Origin of the sequence: Cohnella algarum, from assembly GCF_016937515.1 — a bacterium.
GTDB classification, from domain to species: Bacteria; Bacillota; Bacilli; order Paenibacillales; family Paenibacillaceae; genus Cohnella; species Cohnella algarum.
On sequence record NZ_JAFHKM010000002.1, the window covers coordinates 2931637 to 2952433 of the forward strand.

Below are 20797 nucleotides of genomic sequence, written 5' to 3' on the forward strand. Positions count from 1 at the left end.
AATACCGATGCTCAACAAGAGCAGAAAGCCGCGCAAGTCATTTTTGATGCTGACGGCGCTGATGGTCGCGCTCGTCGCCGTGCTGGCGGCATGCGGCGGAAACAACGGAAACGGCAGCAACAGCTCGCCGTCCGCAAGCCCTTCGGGAAGCGCATCTCCGTCCGCAAGCCCGTCCGAAAGCGCTTCGGCGGCGCCCAGCGATGCCGCGTCCGACCTGAAGGAGTACGAGCTGACGCTGTTCCTGCCCGGCACGCCGCCCAAGGACGAGCAGAAGGTAGAGGCGGAAATCAACAAGCATTTGAAGGAAAAAATCAACGCGACGCTGGACATCAACTTCATCGACTGGGGCCAATGGGACAATAAAATGAACATGGCGATCGCAAGCCGCGATCCGATGGACATTATTTTCACCGCGCAGTGGAACGGCCACTCGGCCAACGTCGCCAAGGGCGCCTTCCTGCCGCTGAACGATCCGAACGGCAAGCACGGCAATCTGCTCGAGCAGTACGGACAGGATATTTTGTCGTCGCTGCCGGAAGCGTTCCTCAAAGGCGCGAAAATCGACGGCTTCAATTACGGCGTGCCGGCGAACAAGGAGCTGGCGGAGCAGGGCGGCATCGTGTACCGGACCGATATCGCCGAAGAGCTCGGCCTGACCGAGCAAATCCAGGCGGTCAAAACGATCGCCGACCTCGAACCGATTCTCGCGACCGTCAAAGAGAAGAAGCCCGACATGATCCCGATTTTCATGCGCGACGGCGAGAACTTCAACGCGCACTATTTTGCCAAGTACGATTATTTGGGCGATTCGACGATCGACGGAGTCATCCTGAAGGACGGAACGGAAACGAAGGTCATGGCCCGCTACGAGCATCCGCGCTATATGGAAACGCTGAACATTACCCGCGACTTTTTCAAAAAAGGGTACATCAACAGCGACGCGGCCACGACGCAGCTCGGCGTAAACGACGCAATGAAAAAAGGCGACGTCTTCATGGTCGTCTCCCCGCTCAAGCCGGGCAAGGACGCGGAGCTGGCGAACGCCACCGGCCTGGCCGGCAAACTCGGCCAAGTCGCAATGACGGAGCGGACGGTCGCCACCAGCGACACGGCCGGCTCGATGCTCGGCATCTCCTCGACGTCCGGCGATCCGGCCCGCGCGATGATGCTGATCAACCTGCTGCACTCCGACAAGTACCTGAACAACCTGATCAACTTCGGCATCGAAGGCGACCACTACTCTCGCAGCGGCGAAATCATCACGCCGACGGACAATACGGCGAACTACAGCATCGGCGCGGCGTGGATGCTCGGCAGCCAGTTCCTGAACTACGTCTGGAACACGGAAGCGCCGGACAAATGGGAGCAGTTCAAGCAGTTCAACACGGACGCGCACAACTCGCCGGGCCTCGGCTTCACGTTCAACGCCGAGCCGGTCAAATCGCAGGTGTCCGCGATGAACAACACCCGCAAGCAGTACGACCCGGGCCTCGACACCGGCTCGATCGACCCGTCGAAGGCGGAGGAGTACTACAACAAGCTGAAGGCGAACGGCCTCGACAAGGTCATCGCCGAGAAGCAGACGCAGCTGGACGCGTTTCTTGCGGGGAATTAAGGGATAGATTGGGTTGGAGCCGCCGGGCGATTTTGGCCCGGCGGTTTTTCTGTTCAGGTATGAAATCCAAGCCCCGGATGATGTCGACGGAAAATTGGATGGTATTCACCCCGGTCTATGATCCGTTCTTGTTGTGGTATAATGGAAATAGGAAAGTTCGTTCGTAAATCGTGAAGCCATGGGGTTGAGATGATGACCGAACTGTTGGAGCCGACTGTAGATTTTGTATTCAAACAAATCTTCGGAAGCGAAGAGAATAAAGACGACGTTCTGCTCAACTTTCTGAATGAAGCGTTGCGAGAAACCGAACCGAAGCCGTTTGTCAGCCTTGTGTTGCTAAATCCGCAAATGGACAAAAATGCTCTAACCGACAAGCAAGCTATTTTGGATGTCCGCGCTCAGAATGAAGACGGCAAGCAAGTAAATCTGGAAATCCAGGTCACCAATAAATACGATATGCCGAAGCGCAGTTTGTACTATTCGGCAAAGATGTATGAGGAGCAGCTTGCGGAAGGGCAGTTTTATAAAAGTTTAAAGAAGGTTATTTCCATTAATATCTTGACCTATAACCAGATTCCTAATGAACGGTTTCATAATATCTATCACCTGCGGGAAGACCATACCGGCGAGTTGTTGCTGGACGATATCGAAATTCATTTCATGGAATTGTCGAAGCTAAGGCTTACACCGCACAAGATGGATGATCGGTTGGTGAATTGGCTGCTTTTCATTAACGGTGCGCCTAAAGATCGATGGGAGGAATTGGCGATGGATACGCCGGGTTTGAAAAAAGCGATGACAACGCTGGAATTTTTAAGCCAGAACAAGGAAACGCGAATGCTTTACGAAATGCGAAAAAAGGCGCTTCTCGATGAGCAGTCCGCACTGGATTATGCTCAATCACGGGGAAGAGCGGAAGAGAAGGCGGAAGTGGCCAAGAAGATGCTTCATGAAGGCTTGTCCGTTTCGCTCATTTCCAAAGTAACCGGACTGTCCGAAATAGAGATCGAAGCGCTGAGCAAGCAGATCCATTAAAGACCAATTTAATTGCTCGATAGTAAGATTCGGGGCTTCTGCTCCGGTCTTATTTTTTTGCAACGGGTAACCCGGCTGCCGTTCGTTGACATTGAGTTAACGTTTCGATAGCATGAATAGGAAGGTTTGCAAAATGACCGGCGAAGAGTTACCGGAAAGAGGTGCGCGCCCGTGAAGCCCGGAATATTGGTCATCAGCCACGGTTCCCGCGAGAAGGAATGGGTCGAACGCGTGGATCGGACGGTCGAGGAAGCGCGGAGCGTCTTGCAGCGGCGGCTGGCGGGGGCCGGAGCGGCAGCGTTGAACGGGGAAGGTACGAGGGAGAAGCCCGAAGCCGTCGAGGTCGTCGGCGCGTACCTGGAGCTGGTCGAGGGGCGGCTGATCCAGGACGGGGTCGACCGGCTGGAGGAAGCGGGCGCGACGCATGTGCTGGCCGTGCCGCTTTTTCTGTCGTCCGGGAGCACGCATGTCGACGAGATCGGCTGGGCGCTCGGCGCTTATCCGGAGCCGCGAAGAGAGACGGATCTGGAGCGCATGCGGGTCGGCGCGAAGCTAACGTACGGGAGGCCGCTCGCGAACGACGCGGAGGTGGCCGAGGCGCTGGCGGATTTGGCGGCGCGCGTCTCGGAGAGCCCGGCGGAGGAGAGCCTGCTCCTGATCGGCCACGGCAGCGAGGAGCCGTGGTTCCGCGAGGCGTGGGAGCGGGATTTGAGCGGGCTGGCCGTGCGGATTGCGGAGCGCGTCGGCTTTGCCGATGCCGCGGCGGCGATGCTGCGGCCGGATCAGGCGGCCGAGCAGGTCGGGCGGTTGCGCGAGCGGCGGCCGGGGGCGCGGGTCGTGGCGGTTCCGGCTTTCGTGAGCGAGGGGTATTTTACGGCGCAGGTCATTCCCGCGAGACTGGCGGGGCTCGATTGCCGTTACGTTCCGGGATCGATTATCCCGCATCCGCGCATTACGGACTGGATCGTGCGGCAGGCGATGGAATGGCTCGACGGGCTGGAAGCAAATAGAGGATAAAATGGAACCAATCAAGAGGCGGACGCAAAGAGGGGGAGCAAGTTGACGTATAAAAGAGCCCGGTTAATCTACAACCCGACATCCGGCAGGGAGGAAATGAGGCGCCGGCTTCCTTTTATTTTGCAGCGGCTGGAGCAGGGCGGAATCGAGACGTCGTGCCACGCGACGGAGAACCGGGGGGACGCCACGGAAGCCGCTTCGGAAGCGGTGGAGCGCGGCTTCGATATCGTCATCTCGGCCGGCGGGGACGGCACGCTGAACGAAGTGGTGAACGGCTTGTGCCGCCACGACAAAAGGCCCCCGCTCGGCATTTTGCCGATGGGGACGAGCAACGATTTCGCCCGGTCGCATCAAATTCCGAAGCGCTGGGAGGACGCCGTCGACATCATCGTGCAGGGACATACGCGTCCGGTCGATATCGGCCTGGCGGACGGGAATTATTTTATCAATATCGCGGGCGGGGGCTTTTTGACGGAAATTTCGTACGAGGTGCCCAGCAAGCTGAAAACGATGATCGGCCATATGGCTTACTATATCAAGGGCTTCGAGAGCGTGACCCGGTTCCGCCCGACGCGGCTTCGGATCAAGGCCGAGGGCGTCGAGGATATGGAAGGCGATTTTATGCTTTTTTTGATCGCGAACAGCCACACGGTGGCGGGGTTCGACAAGCTGGCGCCCCAGGCGGCGACGGACGACGGGCTTTTCGACGTGATCGTGATGAAAAAATGCAACCTCGCGGAGATGATTCGCATCGCCACGCTGGCCGTGCGGGGGGAGCATATTTCGGATTCGCACATCGTTCATTTTCAAACGAGCAACATCCAGGTGGAGTCGGAGGACCGCGTCCAGCTCAACCTCGACGGCGAACTCGGCGGCGAGCTGCCCTGCTCGTTCACGCTGCTGCCGTCCCATTTGACGCTGCTGGCGAACGAAAGAACGGAAACGGCGGAACAGGGGTAACAAGGGCAAAAAGGGCAAGGCGCCCGCGCTTCTCGGGATTCAGGGACGCGGCGCGATGGCGGTCGTACGCCGCCTTTGGTGCGGCGGCGAGGGTTGTTGCAGCGGGGGTTGCGGGAATAATGGTTCCTGGGGGACTTTCGGGCGGGTACATAGGCAAGAGTTTTTTTGACGAAAAGGGCTAAAGGAACGGAGCGTAATCAGACCATGCGCCAGTCGAACAAAAAGCGGGCGGGGCGCCCGCAGCCGCGTCCGGCCGGCCGGCCGGCGGAAGTTAAAAAGCCCGACAAGGTCGGGGGAGCCGGCATGCCGGGGGGCGCGAAGCCGTCGAACAAGGCGAGGAATGGCGGCGTGCCGGTGAGTGTCGGCCAAGCGATCGAAGCCGAGGTCGTCGGCTTGACGCACGAGGGAGAAGGGGTAGTCCGCGTGGAGGGCTACGCCCTTTTTGTTCGCGGGGCGCTGCCCGGCGACCGGGTGAAGGCCGACGTCGTCAGCGTCGGCAAATCGTTCGGCCGCGCGCGGATGACCGCGCTGGCCGCGCCGAGCGCCGATCGGGTCGGCGCTCCGTGCGCGATTTTTGAGGCATGCGGCGGCTGCCAGCTGCAGCATTGGGACTACGCGGCGCAGCTGCGCTGGAAGCGGCAGCACGTCGCGGACAATTTGGCGCGCATCGGCAAGCTGCCGGTCGCGCCGCTGGAGGCGGGCGGTGGGGAGGATGCCGCCCGCGGCGGGGTTGGCGCCGACGCAACGCGGAGCGGCGCGGGTTCGGCGGCCGCCGGCGAAGGCGGGGCCGGGGCCGGACACAGAGACGGCTCGGGTTCGCCGAATGCGCAACCGGCTGCAAATGCTGCCGCTTCGCATGCTTCCGGCCGCCCGCCGATCGTCGTGCATCCCGTGCTCGGCATGCCCGATCCTTGGCGCTACCGCAACAAGGCGCAGGTGCCGATCGGAAGCCATGAGGGCGGGCTGATCGGGGGCTTTTACGAGCAGGGGAGCCATCAGGTCGTCGACATGGACGTCTGCCTGATCCAGCAGGAGCCGAACGAAGACACCGTTCGCCGGGTGAAGGAAATCGCCCGTTCGCTCGGCTACCGCGCCTACGACCGGGAAACCGGGCGCGGACTGCTGCGCCATATCGTCGTCCGCCATGCGGAAGCGACAGGACAGCGGATGGTCGTCCTGATCACGAACGGCCGGGATCTCCCGTACAAGGCCGAGTTCGTGGGACTTGTTCGCGAGCAGGTCCCGGGCGTGACGAGCATTTGCCAGAACGTCAACACGGAGCGGAGTTCCCTTGTTTTCGGGGAAGAAACGGTCGTGCTGTGGGGAGAAGAGGTCATTTACGACCGGATCGGCGACATCGAGTTCGCGATTTCCGCGCGTTCTTTTTTCCAAGTCAATCCGCTGCAAACGGAAAAGCTGTACCGAACCGCCGTCGAATACGCCGCGCTGACCGGCGAGGAAACCGTCGTCGACGCCTACTGCGGCATCGGGACGATTACGCTTTTTCTCGCTCGGCATGCCCGCCGCGTCTATGGGGTCGAGATCGTCCCGGAAGCGATCGAGGACGCCCGGCGCAACGCTTCGCTTAACGACATCGCGAATGTCGACTTCGCCGTCGGCGCCGCCGAAGCCGTGCTCCCGCGCTGGCAGGCCGAAGGAATCGCCCCGGACGTCATCGTCGTCGACCCTCCGCGCAAAGGCTGCGACCCTGCGCTTCTCGACACGATTTTGCAGCTTCGCCCGGAGCGAGTCGTGTACGTATCGTGCAACCCGAGCACCCTCGCGCGCGACTTGAGGGTGTTGGAGGACGGGGGCTACCGGACGGTCGAGGTGCAGCCTGTGGATATGTTTCCGCATACGGTGCATGTGGAGTGCGTAATAGGAATGCAACGAATCGATACGTAGAAATCCTTTGTTTTCAACACTTTGCGCGTTTTATGACTTTCACGGCAGACGGCAGCGACTTCAAAAATAAGGTGCTCAAAGACAAAATTGAGGTTTCCGTCGTTTTGGACATGGATTTAGACGTCGTATGCGTAGATATGTTGAATTCATAGGAACAGACGCTTGATTAGCGTCGCCATTTGGGTTCTAGCCCATTATTGTACATTTGTATTCCTTAACAATAGGCAACCGCATAGGATAAAAGGTAAATCATGAATCCTGAGAAGAGAGGAATGAATATGTACCTGAATACAGGCTCTCACAGTCCGTGGCATAATCCTATGCATAACAAGTGGAATAACAATTATTGGGGCTATAATTGGAACCCGCATTACTACAACTGGCTCATTAGCAACCGTTATCCATATTACAGATACCCTAAATTAATGGATTACGGATCAAAACCATTTGTAGTGAATATTGACCAAGCCGCTAAACAAAACAATACGTTCCGCACCGCTTTATGGACAGGGAAACATTTTCAAGTGACTTTGATGAGCATTAACGTTGGCGATGACATCGGTTTAGAAGTCCATCCAACTACCGATCAATTCATACGTATTGAAGAAGGCCAAGGACTTGTTCAAATGGGTGATAGCAAAGATAAATTAGATTTTCAAGAAATGGCCTATGATGACTATGCCATCATGATACCTGCTGGAAAATGGCACAATGTAACCAATACAGGAAATACACCGCTTAAAATTTACGTCATTTATGCGCCGCCCGAGCATCCATTTGGTACAGTTCATGAAACAAAAGCAATTGCAATGTCTGCTGAAGAACACTAACACTGCGGCTCCTAACAATTTACCGAATGGCTTCGCATTTCCAAACACTAAGGCAAGCTACTTATACGATATGGATTTGAATATTCAAGAGGACGCCCTTTATGCGGCGTTCTCTTTTATTATAGATACTTTAAAAAAGCCGGTTGCCCTGAAATATCAGAGCAAACCGGCTTTTTGCGTGAAAGGAGAAGTGTAGAATGACCAAGGTGATCGCCCTCGCCAATCAGAAAGGCGGCGTGGGCAAGACCACAACGGCGGTCAACCTGGGGATCGGTCTGGCAGCCGATGGGAAAAAGGTTTTGCTGGTCGATGCCGACGCGCAAGGCAACCTGACGGATTCGTTAGGGTTCCACGAACCGGATAATCTGCCGGTATCTTTGGCCACATTGCTGGCGAAAACGATGCTGGAAGAATCCTATGAAGCGCGGGAAGGTATTTTGCATCACCATGAAGGCGTTGACCTGATGCCAGGCAATATTGAATTGTCCGCTGTTGAGGTATCGCTCGTCAACACGATGAGCAGAGAAACGATTTTGCGTTCGTACATCGACTCTGTTAAAGCCGACTACGATTACGTGCTGATCGACTGCATGCCGAGTTTGGGCATGTTGACCATTAATGCGCTTGCCGCTGCGGACAGCGTCATCATTCCCGTACAGGCGCATTATTTACCGGCCAAAGGAATGACCCAACTGTTGCAGACGATTGCCCGTGTGCGCAGGCAGATCAATCCGAAGTTGCTTTTGGACGGCGTGCTGCTCACGATGGTAGACAGTCGGACTAAATTTGCCAAAGACATTTCCTTTATTCTTCGGCGCGACTACGGCGACAAGCTTCGCGTGTTCAACACCGAAATTCCCTTATCCGTTCGCGCGGCGGAAACAAGCGCCAAGGGGAAAAGCATTTACGTCCATGATCCGGATGGGAAAGCTGCGGAGGCTTATGCCGCCTTTACGAAGGAGGTGCAGAGTATTGGCAGCGAAAGACGACATGCGCGCCAGCATCAAACTGACCACAGTCGCTGATTTATTCTCGACGGAGGAGAGCCGCGCCGATCAGCAGCGGGAAAAGGTGACGGAAATACCATTATCGGAAATCAGCGATTTTCCCAGCCATCCGTTCAAGGTGAAGGCGGACGAAGTGATGCTGGAAATGGCGGACAGCGTGAAGCAATACGGAGTACTTGTTCCCGGACTAGTACGTCCGAAGGCAGGTGGCGGCTACGAGATGGTAGCCGGGCATCGTCGTAAAAAAGCGAGCGAATTGGCAGGCAGAGTAACGATGCCCTGCATCGTCCGCGAACTGGACGACGATCAGGCGACGATCATTATGGTGGACAGCAACCTGCAACGGGAAAATATTGCGCCAAGCGAGAAAGCATTCGCCTATAAGATGAAGTTGGAGGCGATGAAAAGACAGGCGGGCAGACCGAGTAAAGAAAATTCTACCCAAGTTGGGCAGGATTTACGAGGCAAATATTCAGTTGAAATTTTGGCAGATCAGGCAGGCGAAAGCCGCAATCAAATCCAGCGTTATATCCGCCTTACCGAACTGACCCCCACCATTCTCGAAATGGTAGACGATAAACGGATCGCCTTCAATCCGGCCGTAGAACTTTCATACTTGGCCGAAGAAGAACAGAATGCCCTGTACGAAACGATGCAGTCCGAAGACTGCACGCCTTCGCTGGCGCAGGCGCAGCGCATGAAAAAACTGAGCCAGGACGGGCGGCTTAACGTGGATGTCATCTTCTCGATTCTCACAGAGGAGAAGCCGAACCAGAAAGAAAAGATGACCATTCGGCGCGAGCGGGTCGACCGTTTCTTCCCGAGGGACTTTACCGAAAAGCAAAAGGAAGATCTGATCGTACAATTGTTGGAAAGCTGGTATAAAAAACGGCAACGGGAACAGGAACGTTAACCTGTATCCTGTTCGGCAGGCACTCTCCCTTAGGACGGAGAGCTTTTTTATGCCCATTTTTGGGGAGGCGATTCATGATGTATTTCACGAAAGGGAGGCGTCGTCAATATGAGCGCCTGATGCAAGAAAAGCCGGGTTTCAACCGCGTTGAAGTTTTGGAGGATGAGACCGAGCAGCCGCGCACGCGAAACAAGAAATCTCGTGAAGCCGGCCAATCAAAACGAAACCGGAGAACGCAGGAAGATTGCAACTTTCCAGGAAGTGAGGACGGACGATGGAAGAAATGAAGCGAATGGTGGACAACTACGAAGTCGATCAGGCCATCTCCATCGGGAAAGTGGAAGTGCTGCTTGGCATAGACGAAACCAATGCCGAACGTCCGTACATGGTTTGTACCTGCACCCGAAACCATTCGTTGGGTGTCGAGCAATTTTACGCGATTGCGGCCGGCGCGGATTATCTTGAAGCCATGCATGACTTTATTTCCCGCGTGCAATGGGAACTGGAGGATCTCAAAGAAGAAAGGGCCAGCGTCAAGGTCCCCCTATCTCCCCTTACGCAAGCACAATGCCATTCGATTCGCGAAGACATGCGCATTGACAACCAGGTTGTCGTCATCCGGCCGGAACGGTTGCGACCCGAATATCGCACCGCTGTTAACCAGCTTGTGCTGGCGCTAAGCGGTTTTGGCACCTCTGCCTATTCCCGAGGTCGCGCCGTCTACGTGATCAATCTGTATACCGGAGAGGAGGCTCGCTGGAATCGGGAGGATTTTATGGGTCTGATAAAACCGGAGCACATGCCCGCATGGGCGCAAGAGAAACTGGAGCAGCATCAGGCTGTAACCAGGCAAAAGTCTAAGCGCCGCGACGAGGCCCGGTAAGAGATGCAATTCCATATATAGGAGAAAGGAGACGTGAGCGATGTCGTGGATGTATCGGCACCGCAAGACGCTTATTATCGCCGCAGTCGCCATAAGCGTTTGTTTGCTTGCGGCCGCGGCCGTTTATTCTCTGATCAAGCAATCAGAGCAAGAGCAGAAACAGCAACAGATGAAGGAACAATATGAAAGGCAAATCAGGGAACTGAAAACGATAGAGGAACAATCTCGCAGAAGTGTTTGGACTGTGGCGCGCACCATTCCTGCCGGTGACAAGGTGAAGGCGGAAGACCTCAAGTCTGTCCCGATGCCTGCGAATTTGGTGCCGCAAGGGATGATTACCGATCAGAACGCGGTCATCGGCAAAAGCGCCAAAATCGAATTACAGCCAGGCACGCCGTTGATGCCTTCCATGCTGTACGAGGGCGCGCCAATCCCGAAGGATTTGCGGGTGCAGGAGTTTCAAGTCATTCAGCTTCCCTCCAATCTGCAAAAGGGACAGTACATCGACGTGCGAATCAACTTCCCGACTGGCGAGGATTTTGTCTTGCTGGCGAAGAAGAAGGCGCGGGAGTTGTCCGGCAATGTCATCTGGCTGGAAATGAACGAGCTGGATCTATTACGGACTTCAAGCGCGATCATCGATGCCTACTTGCAAGGCGCGCGGCTGTATGCCCTGCCCTACATCGAGCCGGGCTTGCAGGAATCGGCAGTAGTCAATTATCCCGCCAATCCGAAGGTGCTCGACTTGATGGATCATGATCCGAACCTGCTCGAAAAAGCGACAACCGAGCTTGCCCGCCAACTGCGAACGACACTGGATGACAATCTGAAGGCGATGAGCGAGTCGGACAAACTGCGCGTAACGAGCGGAAGCGTAACGGTGCAGCAGCAATTGCAAAACGAACGGATTGTCACGCAGCAAGGCAATGCCATGCATGAGGCGACCCCATCGCCGCCACCGGCAGGCGCAACGGCTACGGTCGATCACGAACCGCCAGCTGCGCAGCCGCTGCCCACCTCTTCCGTTCCGACAACGATGAGTGAGAATCGACCGGAAACGCCAGAGGAGCCTACATCAACTGTTTCAACAGATCCGGCGCCAGCTTCGTCGTCTGGAGAGCCTGCAAAAGTGGATAAATTGGAGCAAATTTTTAATCAGTGAAGGAGGCCGTCATGAAAAAGGTCGTATTTTTCGGCGCGCCGGACAAAAGCCACCTGCTCCTTGTGCTTGGCAAGCTGCTCACGGCGATGGAGAGAAAGGTGCTGATCGTGGATTCCACCCTTGCCCAGTCCATGCAAGGCTATTTGCCGCGAGTGGATTTTGGCTGTTCGTTGCGGGAGTTTGAAGGCATCGATGTGGCGACCGGGCACATCACGCCAGCTCAATTGGAACGTTCTATGTTTCAAGCCGGTGGCGAAACGGCATACGATGTCATGCTGCTCGACACCGATCACACCGAATTTGTGAAAGGACGAGAGTTGCCGGGCTACGACAAGCGGGTGTGGTGCAGCAATTGGAGCCGGCTCGGCATGCATAAAAACGCGGAGCTGATACAGCGGCTGTGCCTTCACGAAGCGGAAGGCCTGCCGCTTTCGTTTTACAAACTGATAGCCCCTACCCTGCCAACCGCTATACCCGAGTCGTATATCGATTCGCTGCTGCCGCAGCAGGCTGTTCGCTGGGAGGACACCGTGTTCCGCTTTCCGCTGGACGAACGGGATATGTCGGTCGAACTGGACAACCAGCATCATGGCCGTATCGACATCAGGCGGCTGACTGGAACTTATCGCCGGACCGTGCTGGACATGCTGCAACAGTTGTTTGATTGCGATGCCAAAACAGCCCGGCGTGCATGGGCGCGTGCGCGAAAGCGTGCGTGAATCCGGTAAAGTCGCATGAAAGGAGATGAAGGAATGGGTTTTACCGTGGTGTTTTGGAGTCCGGTTTCGGGACAGGCCGGTACGACGAGCAACCTGATCGCCGCCGCGGCGCTGCTCGGACTCGAATATTCCTCGCGCCTTTTGTTGCTTGGGCATTTGCAAAGCGAATACGCGGCCATCGAACGCAGCTTTTACCCGAGACGGACCTGGATGAGCAAAGCGGACGCCCCGCCTGACGCGGGTATCGATGCGCTGCTCAGGCTCTTGCAGAACCGCAAGCTGGAACCGAACAGGTTGCGGGATTACACGCTGCCGCTGCTCGCCGACCGGCTCGACATCCTTCCGGGATCGAACAAGCCGGATGCATCGTTTGTTTCAGCCGCTCAGGAATGGCTTGCGCCTCTTTTGGAACTGGCAAGGCGCGCTTACGATCTGGTATTGCTGGACGGCGGAAGCGGCAGTTTGTCGGCGTGGACACAGGCGCTGCTGCGTCAGGCGGATTTGCTGGTCGTCTGTCTGCCGCAAAACTCACTCAAACTGGAGCAAGTTTTTCCGGCTCTGGAGGCGCAGCTTCAGTCCAACCGGAAGCATTTGCTTGTATTCGGACAATACGATCCTCGCTCCGCTTTGACCGTTAAGAATATCAAGCGCCAGTTCCATCGGCGGGAGCCTGCGTACCCGATTGTCCATAATACGGGCTGGCTGGATGCGACCCAACAAGGAGAAGCCGTCCGTTTTCTATTTCGCAACCGACAGGTGCCGCGCGGTCATGAAAACTCACTGTTTATGCAGCAAGTGCGGACATTGGCGCAGGCGCTCATCAACAACGCCGGACTGAACAAGCCTCTTTTCGGCGGGAAGGAGGACGATGACCGATGATGTTCGCGCTGAACGGCTTGCTTCTGGCGGGCATCCTCATCGCGATTGGCGTCTTGCTCTATTTACGCATGAGCCGCCGCTTGCCGGAGCAGCCGGACGAAAAACCGGCCTACACGCTGGAAGCGATGACCACGTTTGTGAAAGAGGCGCTGCACGAGATGACGAGCAGCAGCCTGATCGACTTCGGCTTGTCGGAAGAAGAATACCGCCGTCGCAAAAACAAGCGCGCAGAACTCAAGAAAGCGCTGCGGGGCTGCACGTCCGGAGATTTGCGGGACAAGGCGTATGTGAAGCAGGTCATCGCCGATTTGCTCGAACAGCGCTACAATCTGGACGACAATAACCTGAATCGGCTTCTGCCGTTTGATGACCCGCAGGCGCTCTCACCGCAAGATCAGTTTGACATCCTGCTCTATCTGTTTAAGAAACAACATCGGTTGAGAGCACTGGACGAACTGATTCAAAAATACGAATTGGATCGCCCCAAACGGAGTATGGAAGACGAAGAAACCGAGTCATATCGGATTACCGCCGACGAAATCCGCGACATTTACAAGCGGGAAGCGCGCAAGCTGTCTGCCGAGGACAAAATGCAGATCGTTGTGCAGCGGATCTATCAGCAATACAAAGGATTCAGCGTCATCGACGAAATCCGCGACATGAAAATCGACGGCGTATCGGGCGGCGTCTCCGGCATCCCGCCCTCGATGTGGGAAGGCGAGTGGAGCCTGGAGGAAGAAGCGCTGCTGCGCGAGGTGCCAAGGTCGCATGACAGCGTGTGGCTGTTTTATAAAGGGAAATCCATTCATTTGAGCTTCCTGTCCTTCGGCTCGGAGCAAGAACTGAGGCGCGTGTGCCAGAACGTGTACAAACATAATTTTCCCGGCCAATTGTCCGAGGCGAACGGCTTTAAGGTGAACGAAATGGCCGACGGCTCCCGCGTCGTCGTGCTGCGCCCCCGGTTCAGCGAATCGTGGGCTTTTTTTGTGCGCAAATTCGATGTGCAAAACGCCGCGCTGGAACAATTGATTCAGGACGACAATGCGGAGTTGCCCATCGGGCTGATCCGATATCTGGTCATGGGCGAGCGCATTACGGCCATCACCGGTGCGCAGGGCAGCGGCAAAACGACGCTCTTGATGGCGATGGTGCGCTACATTCCGGCCATCTTGCCGATTCGGGTGCAGGAAATGAGCTTTGAGCTTCAGCTTCGGAAAATATACCGGGATCGCAACATTTTAAGCCTGCGGGAAACGGAAACGATCTCCGGGCAGGACGGGCTGGACATTCAGAAAAAAACGGACGGCTCGGTCAATATTTTGGGAGAAGTGGCGACCGACCCGGTTGCCGCCTGGATGGTGCAGATGGCGCAGGTCGCTTCGCTGTTCACCTTGTTTACGCATCATGCCAAAACATTCCGCGATCTCGTCTATTCGCTGCGCAACTCGCTGCTGAAGACAGGGGTGTTTACGAACGAAAAAGTGGCCGAGCAGCAGGTCGTCAGCGTCATCAACTTCGACATTCACCTCAGGCGGGACGCGGACGGACATCGCTACATTGAACGAATTACCGAATGCGTCCCGGTGGAGCAGGAAGAGGGCTACCCGGAGACGTTCCGCCACAAAACGACGACCGAGGAGAAAATGACGGCGTTCATGGAGACGATGCTGGAATATTTCCGCCGATCGACGGACCGACCGCTTTACGTCGCGCGGAACGTCATCGAATACCGGGACGGACGCTATGTCGCCGTTCATCCGTTGTCCGAGCGAAGCCGCAAGGAAATCGCTGCATGCCTCGCCGGGCCGGACCAGGCGGCGTTCGAGGCGTTTTTGGCGGTTCACTGGGGGGATAGCGATGAGGCTTGAATGGCTGTCCCTGTTGCTGGGCGCCGCGACGGTATTGTTTCTCGCGATGGTGGCGGCGTTTCAATGGGTATCCCGTCACGGTTCGGACGTGGAGGCCGTTCGGCAGTATGAAGCGCTGCGCAAACCGGGCAAAGCCCGCAAGAAGCAAGCGCTGCACAGCGTGTTGCAGCAGTTGTATCGACTATGCGAACGCGTACCGATTCTACGCGCTTATTTGTACCAACTTCGCAAACGAATGACCATTCTCCAGCTTGGCGACGAATGGAAGCTGCGGCTGGAGACGATGAAGACGGCGCTCCTCATATGGGGCGTGCTGCTCGCGGCGGCTGTTCCGCTGGCGCTCGGCGTGCGCGACCCGGCCGCGCTCGGCATGATTGGCATCGGCTTCTGGGTTGGCCACGGGATCTTTTCGGACAACCTGGTCCATCGGCTGGAGACGCGACTGCTTCGGCAACTCCGGCATTTTTTCTCGGATGTGCGTCATCATTATCATCGTCATGGCATGGTGGAAGAAGCCATTTATGAAGCGGCGGACGGCGCGCCGTATGAGATGGCGCTGCACGGACACGAAATATACGAAGTGCTCACGGCAAGCGACGCCGAGCAGCGGCTGGCGCAGTATATCGAGAGCGCGCCGAACCGCTATTTGCAGGGCTTGGCCGGGCTGTCGCATCTGGTGAAGGAATACGGCGACAAACGAACCGCAGCCGGTTCCGTGTACTTGAAGGCGCTCGGGAAGCTCGCGACAGAACTGAATCTGGAACTGCTGCGCCGCGAGCGCCTCAGTTTCCTGTTGCAAGGACTGACCGCCATCGCGCTGTTGCCACTGCTGTTTACCCGGCCGATCGAAGCTTGGGCCAGCCATTACTTTCCGGCCATGGACGCCTTTTATGCGAGCACGACCGGCTGGATCGTGAAAATCGGCCTGATGGCGGTCGTATGGCTGTCCTACGTTCTGCTGCGGAACATTCAGGAGCTGGACGTGAGTCCAAAACCAACCGGCCGAAAAAGATGGGAGAAACGGGTTTACGAATGGCCGTGGATGCGCTGGCTTGTGCATCGTTTCGGTCCCGCCCCCGGTTCCCGTGAAGCTGACCGCATGGTCAAGCTGCTTAAAGACACCGCGTCGCCGCTTCGGCTGGAATGGCTCTATGTGCAGCGCATCGTGGCGGGGGGCATGGCTTTTCTGGCTGTGCTCGGGATGTTTATGGCGCTTCATGCCGCAAGCCGGCATCAAATCTTGTATGCGCCGGTAAAGCAGGGCATCCTGTTCGGCCAACTTTCGCCGGAAGAGGAAGCCAAGGCGCGCGAGGCGGCGGCGCTCGATCGCCGCATCATCGATCGCGTAAAGGAGGTGAAGCATCGCACCGAAGAAACGGTGATGGCCCTGCTCCGCAGCGAATCGCCAGCAACAAACAAGGACGATCAGCTTCGCGCCGCGGCTCGGCGCATTATGGGCAAGCTCACGAAGCTGGACAATCAGTATGTGAAGTGGTGGGAAGCGCTCCTCGCCGCTCTCGCGGGATGGGGCGGCTACGCCATGCCGGTCGGCGTTCGGATGTTCCAGCGGCGCATGCGGCAGATGGAGATGAAGCATGAAGTGGACCAACTGCATGCCGTCATCGCCATGCTGGCGGATCTGGACCGGATGTCGGTCGAGCATCTGCTCATCTGGATGGAACAGTTTGCCCGCGTGTTCAAGGAACCGCTGCAAACGTGCTTGCTCCATTTCGAACAGGGCGCGGATCAGGCGCTGGCGCAGCTGAAAGAGGATGCGCCGTTTGTGCCGTTCGTCCGCACGGTCGAAAAGCTGGAACTGGCGGCGCAAAGTTTGCCGATTCGGGAAGCGTTCGACGACCTGGAGTCGGAACAGACTTATGCGCAGGAGCAGCGCAAACAGGAGTACGAGCAATTGATCGAGCAAAAGGCAGGCTGGGGAAAATGGATCGGGTTTGCGCCGATGATGGCCCTCATTTTCGGCTATCTGGTCATTCCGCTCGTCATCGTCAGCTTGCACCAGATGTCCGTTTACTACGAACAGCTTCAGCGCATTCAGTAAGCGGACAGGTTGCGGCGCTTTCCAAACGGGAAGCGTCTTTTTTATTTCGAATTTCATTTGAAGGAGAGATCGGTTCATGTCCAACGCGCAAAAAGCACTCGTGATGGCGGCAGGCATTTTTCTTGCCATCGCGCTCATTACCCTTGCCGTCGTATTGTTTATTTCCGCACAAGACTCCACCAAGGCGGCGCAAAGCAATTTCAGCAATATCCAGACGGAGCTGTCGCAAACGGCGTTTACGGTGTACGACAACACGACGTTGTCGGGCAGTCAGGTGGTCAACGCGCTGCGCAAGTTCAGCGATAAAGAAGAGTTCGGCATCCAGATTATCACCGGGAAAAATCCGGCGGGTCAGTGGTATGGCAAGGTGATCAACACGGGTGTTCCGATCGACAGCGTGACCTACGGCTCAGTGGTTGGTGAAGCGCCGGGGCAACTGAGCCATGCGCTCGATGAAGCGAATATCAACTACGTCAATCCGAGCGGCAAATTTCGGGCGCAACTGGTGCATGACAGCAGCAACGTCATTCGCGGCATTGTGTTTCGGCAGCAGTAAGCGTCCTTACAGACATCACACGCTGATGGGGCGTCCTTTCGGGTATAGACGGACGCCCAGTTTTTCCAAGGAGGAAGCCGATGGAACATGCCCCCAGAACGATGCTGGAAATGAGCGTGGCCTGTCTTCTCTTTCTGATGGCCGTAACAAGCGGACTGCTACTCTTTCAAACCGGGGCCGCGCTGAACGCCACCGCCTATGTGTCGGGAAAGTCGCTGGATCGCAACATGCAGATGACGGTTTCACCGCTTTCCGGCGACGGCACCGTATCCGGCGCAGAGGTAGCGCAATCCATTGCCCGGCTGGAGACGGGAGACGCGGAAATTGTGGTGGACGGCGTTCGATACGTGCCGCCGCTCGATCGGGACCAGTTCGTCCCCGCCGGCATTCGCCTGAATGCCCGGTATACGGCAGTCGCCCAGCGAGATGCGTCCGGACAACTGGTGCGTCTCATTTTCGCTTTACGCTAAGGAGAATGCCATGAACAGTATCTCGAAAGTTTTCGCGGCGCTCATTGCCGTTCTTTTGCTCTACCTCTACCCCATTTCCGCAGCCTTCGACCAGCAGGACGATATTTCGGAACTGGTCGTCCTGAAAGCGACGACAACGTTTGTGGATGCAGTGCGGGACAAGGGCTTTGTGTCGCCGAGCATGTATACGGACTTTATGGAGGCGATTGCGGCAACAGGCAACTCCTTCGATGTGCAGATGGAACACGGCAGCAAAAAGTACGTTCCGGTCTACGACGACCCGACAAGGCCGGAGACGTTTCGCGGCAGCTACGAAGTGCACTACGACATGTTTTACAACGCGCAAATTTTGCCTGTTCTGTTCCCGATCAGCGCGGCCGCCAAAGATGATCCGACGCGACGCTATAAGCTGCACGTTGGCGATACGTTTGCGGTTACGGTCAAAAATACGAACCGGACTCCCGGCACCATCCTATTCGATTTTCTAAACCAGGCCATCAGTCCGAACGAAAAAATCTTCATTCCTTACGGCGGGGTGGTGCGCAATGAAATGGATTGAATGGGCCATTGTCGGGGCGCTCATTTTCCTGCCGTTTGCGACCGTGAACCGGATTGAAGTCGAAACGCAGCGGAAGGCGCTATTGACCGAGCTGCGCTATAACGCCGCGCTGGATGCCGCGGTGGATGACGCAGCGCGGATGTTGACCGTCAATGCGAATCAGCAGCGGGAGACGCAATACGAATCGGCCAAGCGGGTAGTGCTGAACAAGGACGAAGCGATTGCCGCTTTTTATCGGACGCTGTACGCAAGCTTCGGCATTGCCGACGATCCCGTTGCCCAAGGCGTACTGGGTCGGTATATCCCGGCTATTGCGGTGATTGGTTACGACGGTTTCTACGTCTATGCCGAGGAGGAGTGGACGGGAGCCGACGGGAACACGGAACGGAAACCGGTTTGGGGAGCGAAGAAGCCGTATGCCTACGCCGATTCATCGGGCAACAGCCTTTCGTTCACGCTGGACGATTTCGTCCTCGCTTACGATGCGGACAGCCGGAGCTGGCACGAAGGCTTGCGGGCCGACGTTAGGCATCAGACGAACATTGCGCTATTAAAGGATGCGGAGCGATTTGAGCAGGTGCGCCGGAGCACCATCGTCCGCGCAATTGAAGACGAACTCGCCTACCGGATCAACAAACACAACGAATCGGTTTCCCGATACGGCTTTTCTTACACCTTCACGCTGCCGACCATTTCGCAGGAGGAATGGCACAATACCGTGGATGACGTCGGGGTGCTTGCCTTTATCCAAGGCATTCCGATGGGAGGCAAGTTTTACAACAACTATGCGCTCGGCGGAAGCCGCGTGCTCAAAAAGCCGGAGATTGTCGGAGCCAGGAAAGGAAGCATGAAAGTGTATTATCGCAGCACATGCGACTTTACTTATCCGGTGGAAGAGACGTTTTCCAGCGAAAAAGCGGCCGCGCAAAAAGGCTATATGCCGCTGGGCTGTCCTGACTCGCCATCTTAACGAGACGGCGGTGATTTCGGAAAGTGGACACGCCGCAAAATCGGCTCTATGATAAAAATAATCGTTGAAACTTTCCAATTACATTGTGATCTTTTTCGAGAGGAGTGTAACGCGTGAGGAAATGGGTATTGTCAGGGCTAGTTGCAGCGATGATGTGTAGCTTGTTCGGGACGGCGGTAAGCGCGTCGAGCAACCTGCCGTCCTACGTCGACGTCGTCATGGACGGACAAAAAATCTGGTTTCCCGATGCGCAGGCGTTTGTCGATGAGAACAATCGGACACTCGTGCCGGTTCGATTCATCGCGGAAAAGATGGGCGCGAAAGTAGGCTGGGAACCTGAAACGATGACCGTACCGATTGAGCGGGACGACCTGCATATTGTGCTTACGATCGGCGAAAGCAAGACGCTCGTCAATGGTAAAGAAGTGGCCTTCGATTCGAAGGCGATCACCAGCGGCGGCCGGACGTTTGTCCCGCTGCGTTTTGTCAGCGAAGCGCTGGGGGCGGAAGTGAATTGGGATAGCCCGACATCGACCGTATTTATTTCCACACAAGAAGATGCCAATGCAAAGTACGATGAATGGGGCCGCCTGATTCGCACAACCAATTTGCCGACGAACGCGAAAGACTATCCGTATATTCTGGCCGATGTGCCGAACGAGATGTATGAAATGGCCTATCCCCATTCTCACCCTACGAATAGTAAGGTTTCATCCGTTTTATACTCGACCATACCAGAATTCAACAAGAAAAATGTGGATATGTGGATGAAATGGTTAAAAACGTTCGGCGCGTTGTGGCTGAACGTGGATTACAAAACGATCGATGATACATGGGCGCAAGCGGTATTTGCCACGAAAGTGCAAAGCTCCAATGCGGAATTGAAATATATCCGGCGGTATGTGGAGTGGGTGAAAGAAAACAAGATTCAGATCGAAGGATACCTTGATCCCGAGCCTTCCATGATCTATCGGAACGGATTCGGCGATAATTATATCCGATCCAAATTCAGGATTAAATTTGTTTCGTTTAAGGAAAGTAAAGACTTGCTCTATGATGAAAGGTTCCCTAACCAACAATCTTTGGAAAAAGGAATTTGGTATGAAGGCTACACCGATATCTCGATGTCCACGAATGTGGGAGGCGATTGGGGGCCAACGTTGAAAGTAAGTCCGAGCGCTAGTTTATTCTACAACCATACGATTAAAAGGATGGAGTAGAGATATGAACAAATTGCATAAACGATTCTTGAGCATGCTGCTGGCATGCTTATTTTTGTTTTTCTCCATTCCAACCTCTGTTTTCGCGGGACCTCCCGATGTCAGAACTGAAAATGGCACCATCAAATTTAAGATCACCAGTACGGCTGCAACATCGTCCATTAAATACA

Annotated in this window: 20 protein-coding genes; all 20 read left to right on the forward strand. The window is 55.9% G+C overall.

The genetic code is table 11. The features are described from left to right. The first annotated feature begins 7 nt into the window (after window positions 1-7). The gene (locus JW799_RS13300; RefSeq protein ID WP_240353261.1) at window positions 8-1615 is read left to right on the forward strand and encodes an ABC transporter substrate-binding protein; all 1608 of its coding nucleotides are present in this window, start codon (window positions 8-10) and stop codon (window positions 1613-1615) included. Between the two features lie 192 nt (window positions 1616-1807). Next, entirely contained in the window at window positions 1808-2650 is an 843-nt protein-coding gene (locus JW799_RS13305) for an Rpn family recombination-promoting nuclease/putative transposase (RefSeq protein WP_080835611.1), read from the forward strand. Window positions 2651-2821: 171 nt separating this feature from the next. Further along, entirely contained in the window at window positions 2822-3667 is an 846-nt protein-coding gene (locus JW799_RS13310; protein WP_080835199.1) for a sirohydrochlorin chelatase, read from the forward strand. 42 nt (window positions 3668-3709) lie between these two features. Continuing rightward, on the forward strand, window positions 3710-4627 hold the full coding sequence (locus tag JW799_RS13315) for a diacylglycerol kinase (RefSeq protein WP_080835196.1): 918 nt from the start codon (window positions 3710-3712) through the stop codon (window positions 4625-4627). A 204-nt stretch (window positions 4628-4831) separates the two neighbouring features. Beyond that, window positions 4832-6532: a 23S rRNA (uracil(1939)-C(5))-methyltransferase RlmD gene (gene rlmD / locus JW799_RS13320; RefSeq protein ID WP_240353262.1), complete on the forward strand. Its 1701-nt coding sequence runs from the start codon at window positions 4832-4834 to the stop codon at window positions 6530-6532. Window positions 6533-6810: 278 nt separating this feature from the next. After that, window positions 6811-7362: a cupin domain-containing protein gene (locus JW799_RS13325; RefSeq protein WP_198829970.1), complete on the forward strand. Its 552-nt coding sequence runs from the start codon at window positions 6811-6813 to the stop codon at window positions 7360-7362. Between the two features lie 197 nt (window positions 7363-7559). Next, the gene (locus JW799_RS13330) at window positions 7560-8387 is read left to right on the forward strand and encodes a ParA family protein (RefSeq protein WP_198828569.1); all 828 of its coding nucleotides are present in this window, start codon (window positions 7560-7562) and stop codon (window positions 8385-8387) included. After that, a complete protein-coding gene (locus tag JW799_RS13335) occupies window positions 8335-9282 on the forward strand; it encodes a ParB/RepB/Spo0J family partition protein (protein ID WP_429847922.1) in 948 nt (315 codons plus the stop codon). The genes JW799_RS13330 and JW799_RS13335 overlap by 53 nt, the downstream gene beginning before the upstream one ends. Window positions 9283-9356: 74 nt before the next feature. Then, on the forward strand, window positions 9357-9569 hold the full coding sequence (locus JW799_RS13340; protein WP_127486717.1) for a hypothetical protein: 213 nt from the start codon (window positions 9357-9359) through the stop codon (window positions 9567-9569). Then, complete coding sequence (locus JW799_RS13345; protein WP_205430188.1) at window positions 9557-10165, forward strand: hypothetical protein; 609 nt, start codon at window positions 9557-9559, stop codon at window positions 10163-10165. Before JW799_RS13340 ends, JW799_RS13345 begins: the two co-directional genes overlap by 13 nt. A 40-nt stretch (window positions 10166-10205) precedes the next feature. Then, a complete protein-coding gene (locus JW799_RS13350; protein ID WP_205430190.1) occupies window positions 10206-11327 on the forward strand; it encodes an SAF domain-containing protein in 1122 nt (373 codons plus the stop codon). An 11-nt stretch (window positions 11328-11338) separates the two neighbouring features. Then, the gene (locus tag JW799_RS13355) at window positions 11339-12046 is read left to right on the forward strand and encodes a hypothetical protein (protein ID WP_205430192.1); all 708 of its coding nucleotides are present in this window, start codon (window positions 11339-11341) and stop codon (window positions 12044-12046) included. 33 nt (window positions 12047-12079) lie between these two features. After that, window positions 12080-12925, forward strand: a complete 846-nt coding sequence (locus JW799_RS13360) for a CpaE/TadZ family protein (protein WP_205430193.1) — start codon at window positions 12080-12082, stop codon at window positions 12923-12925. Beyond that, on the forward strand, window positions 12922-14793 hold the full coding sequence (locus tag JW799_RS13365) for an ATPase, T2SS/T4P/T4SS family (protein WP_205430196.1): 1872 nt from the start codon (window positions 12922-12924) through the stop codon (window positions 14791-14793). The genes JW799_RS13360 and JW799_RS13365 overlap by 4 nt, the downstream gene beginning before the upstream one ends. Continuing rightward, complete coding sequence (locus JW799_RS13370) at window positions 14783-16852, forward strand: hypothetical protein (RefSeq protein ID WP_205430197.1); 2070 nt, start codon at window positions 14783-14785, stop codon at window positions 16850-16852. Before JW799_RS13365 ends, JW799_RS13370 begins: the two co-directional genes overlap by 11 nt. Before the next feature lie 76 nt (window positions 16853-16928). Then, window positions 16929-17408 carry an ABC transporter permease gene (locus tag JW799_RS13375; RefSeq protein ID WP_205430198.1) on the forward strand — a complete coding sequence of 160 codons (480 nt, stop codon included), beginning with the start codon at window positions 16929-16931 and terminating at the stop codon, window positions 17406-17408. Window positions 17409-17488: 80 nt separating this feature from the next. After that, window positions 17489-17878, forward strand: a complete 390-nt coding sequence (locus JW799_RS13380; RefSeq protein WP_110843994.1) for a hypothetical protein — start codon at window positions 17489-17491, stop codon at window positions 17876-17878. 10 nt (window positions 17879-17888) lie between these two features. Then, window positions 17889-18437 (forward strand): hypothetical protein, encoded by a 549-nt coding sequence (locus JW799_RS13385; RefSeq protein ID WP_205430199.1) that lies wholly within the window; start codon window positions 17889-17891, stop codon window positions 18435-18437. Next, on the forward strand, window positions 18424-19407 hold the full coding sequence (locus tag JW799_RS13390) for a hypothetical protein (protein ID WP_205430200.1): 984 nt from the start codon (window positions 18424-18426) through the stop codon (window positions 19405-19407). The genes JW799_RS13385 and JW799_RS13390 overlap by 14 nt, the downstream gene beginning before the upstream one ends. Window positions 19408-19520: 113 nt before the next feature. Continuing rightward, window positions 19521-20627: a copper amine oxidase N-terminal domain-containing protein gene (locus JW799_RS13395; protein WP_338026266.1), complete on the forward strand. Its 1107-nt coding sequence runs from the start codon at window positions 19521-19523 to the stop codon at window positions 20625-20627. Window positions 20628-20797 lie beyond the last annotated feature (170 nt).

What these genes read in the sequence shown, in the direction of transcription:
- JW799_RS13330 (WP_198828569.1), top strand. Translation starts at nt 7,560, where the DNA reads ATGACCAAGGTGATCGCCCTCGCCAATCAGAAAGGCGGCGTGGGCAAG.
- JW799_RS13345 (WP_205430188.1), top strand. Translation starts at nt 9,557, where the DNA reads ATGGAAGAAATGAAGCGAATGGTGGACAACTACGAAGTCGATCAGGCC.
- JW799_RS13340 (WP_127486717.1), top strand. Translation starts at nt 9,357, where the DNA reads ATGATGTATTTCACGAAAGGGAGGCGTCGTCAATATGAGCGCCTGATG.
- JW799_RS13365 (WP_205430196.1), top strand. Translation starts at nt 12,922, where the DNA reads ATGATGTTCGCGCTGAACGGCTTGCTTCTGGCGGGCATCCTCATCGCG.
- JW799_RS13360 (WP_205430193.1), top strand. Translation starts at nt 12,080, where the DNA reads ATGGGTTTTACCGTGGTGTTTTGGAGTCCGGTTTCGGGACAGGCCGGT.
- JW799_RS13305 (WP_080835611.1), top strand. Translation starts at nt 1,808, where the DNA reads ATGACCGAACTGTTGGAGCCGACTGTAGATTTTGTATTCAAACAAATC.
- JW799_RS13300 (WP_240353261.1), top strand. Translation starts at nt 8, where the DNA reads ATGCTCAACAAGAGCAGAAAGCCGCGCAAGTCATTTTTGATGCTGACG.
- JW799_RS13370 (WP_205430197.1), top strand. Translation starts at nt 14,783, where the DNA reads ATGAGGCTTGAATGGCTGTCCCTGTTGCTGGGCGCCGCGACGGTATTG.
- JW799_RS13380 (WP_110843994.1), top strand. Translation starts at nt 17,489, where the DNA reads ATGGAACATGCCCCCAGAACGATGCTGGAAATGAGCGTGGCCTGTCTT.
- JW799_RS13355 (WP_205430192.1), top strand. Translation starts at nt 11,339, where the DNA reads ATGAAAAAGGTCGTATTTTTCGGCGCGCCGGACAAAAGCCACCTGCTC.
- JW799_RS13325 (WP_198829970.1), top strand. Translation starts at nt 6,811, where the DNA reads ATGTACCTGAATACAGGCTCTCACAGTCCGTGGCATAATCCTATGCAT.
- rlmD (WP_240353262.1), top strand. Translation starts at nt 4,832, where the DNA reads ATGCGCCAGTCGAACAAAAAGCGGGCGGGGCGCCCGCAGCCGCGTCCG.
- JW799_RS13350 (WP_205430190.1), top strand. Translation starts at nt 10,206, where the DNA reads ATGTCGTGGATGTATCGGCACCGCAAGACGCTTATTATCGCCGCAGTC.
- JW799_RS13385 (WP_205430199.1), top strand. Translation starts at nt 17,889, where the DNA reads ATGAACAGTATCTCGAAAGTTTTCGCGGCGCTCATTGCCGTTCTTTTG.
- JW799_RS13390 (WP_205430200.1), top strand. Translation starts at nt 18,424, where the DNA reads ATGAAATGGATTGAATGGGCCATTGTCGGGGCGCTCATTTTCCTGCCG.
- JW799_RS13375 (WP_205430198.1), top strand. Translation starts at nt 16,929, where the DNA reads ATGTCCAACGCGCAAAAAGCACTCGTGATGGCGGCAGGCATTTTTCTT.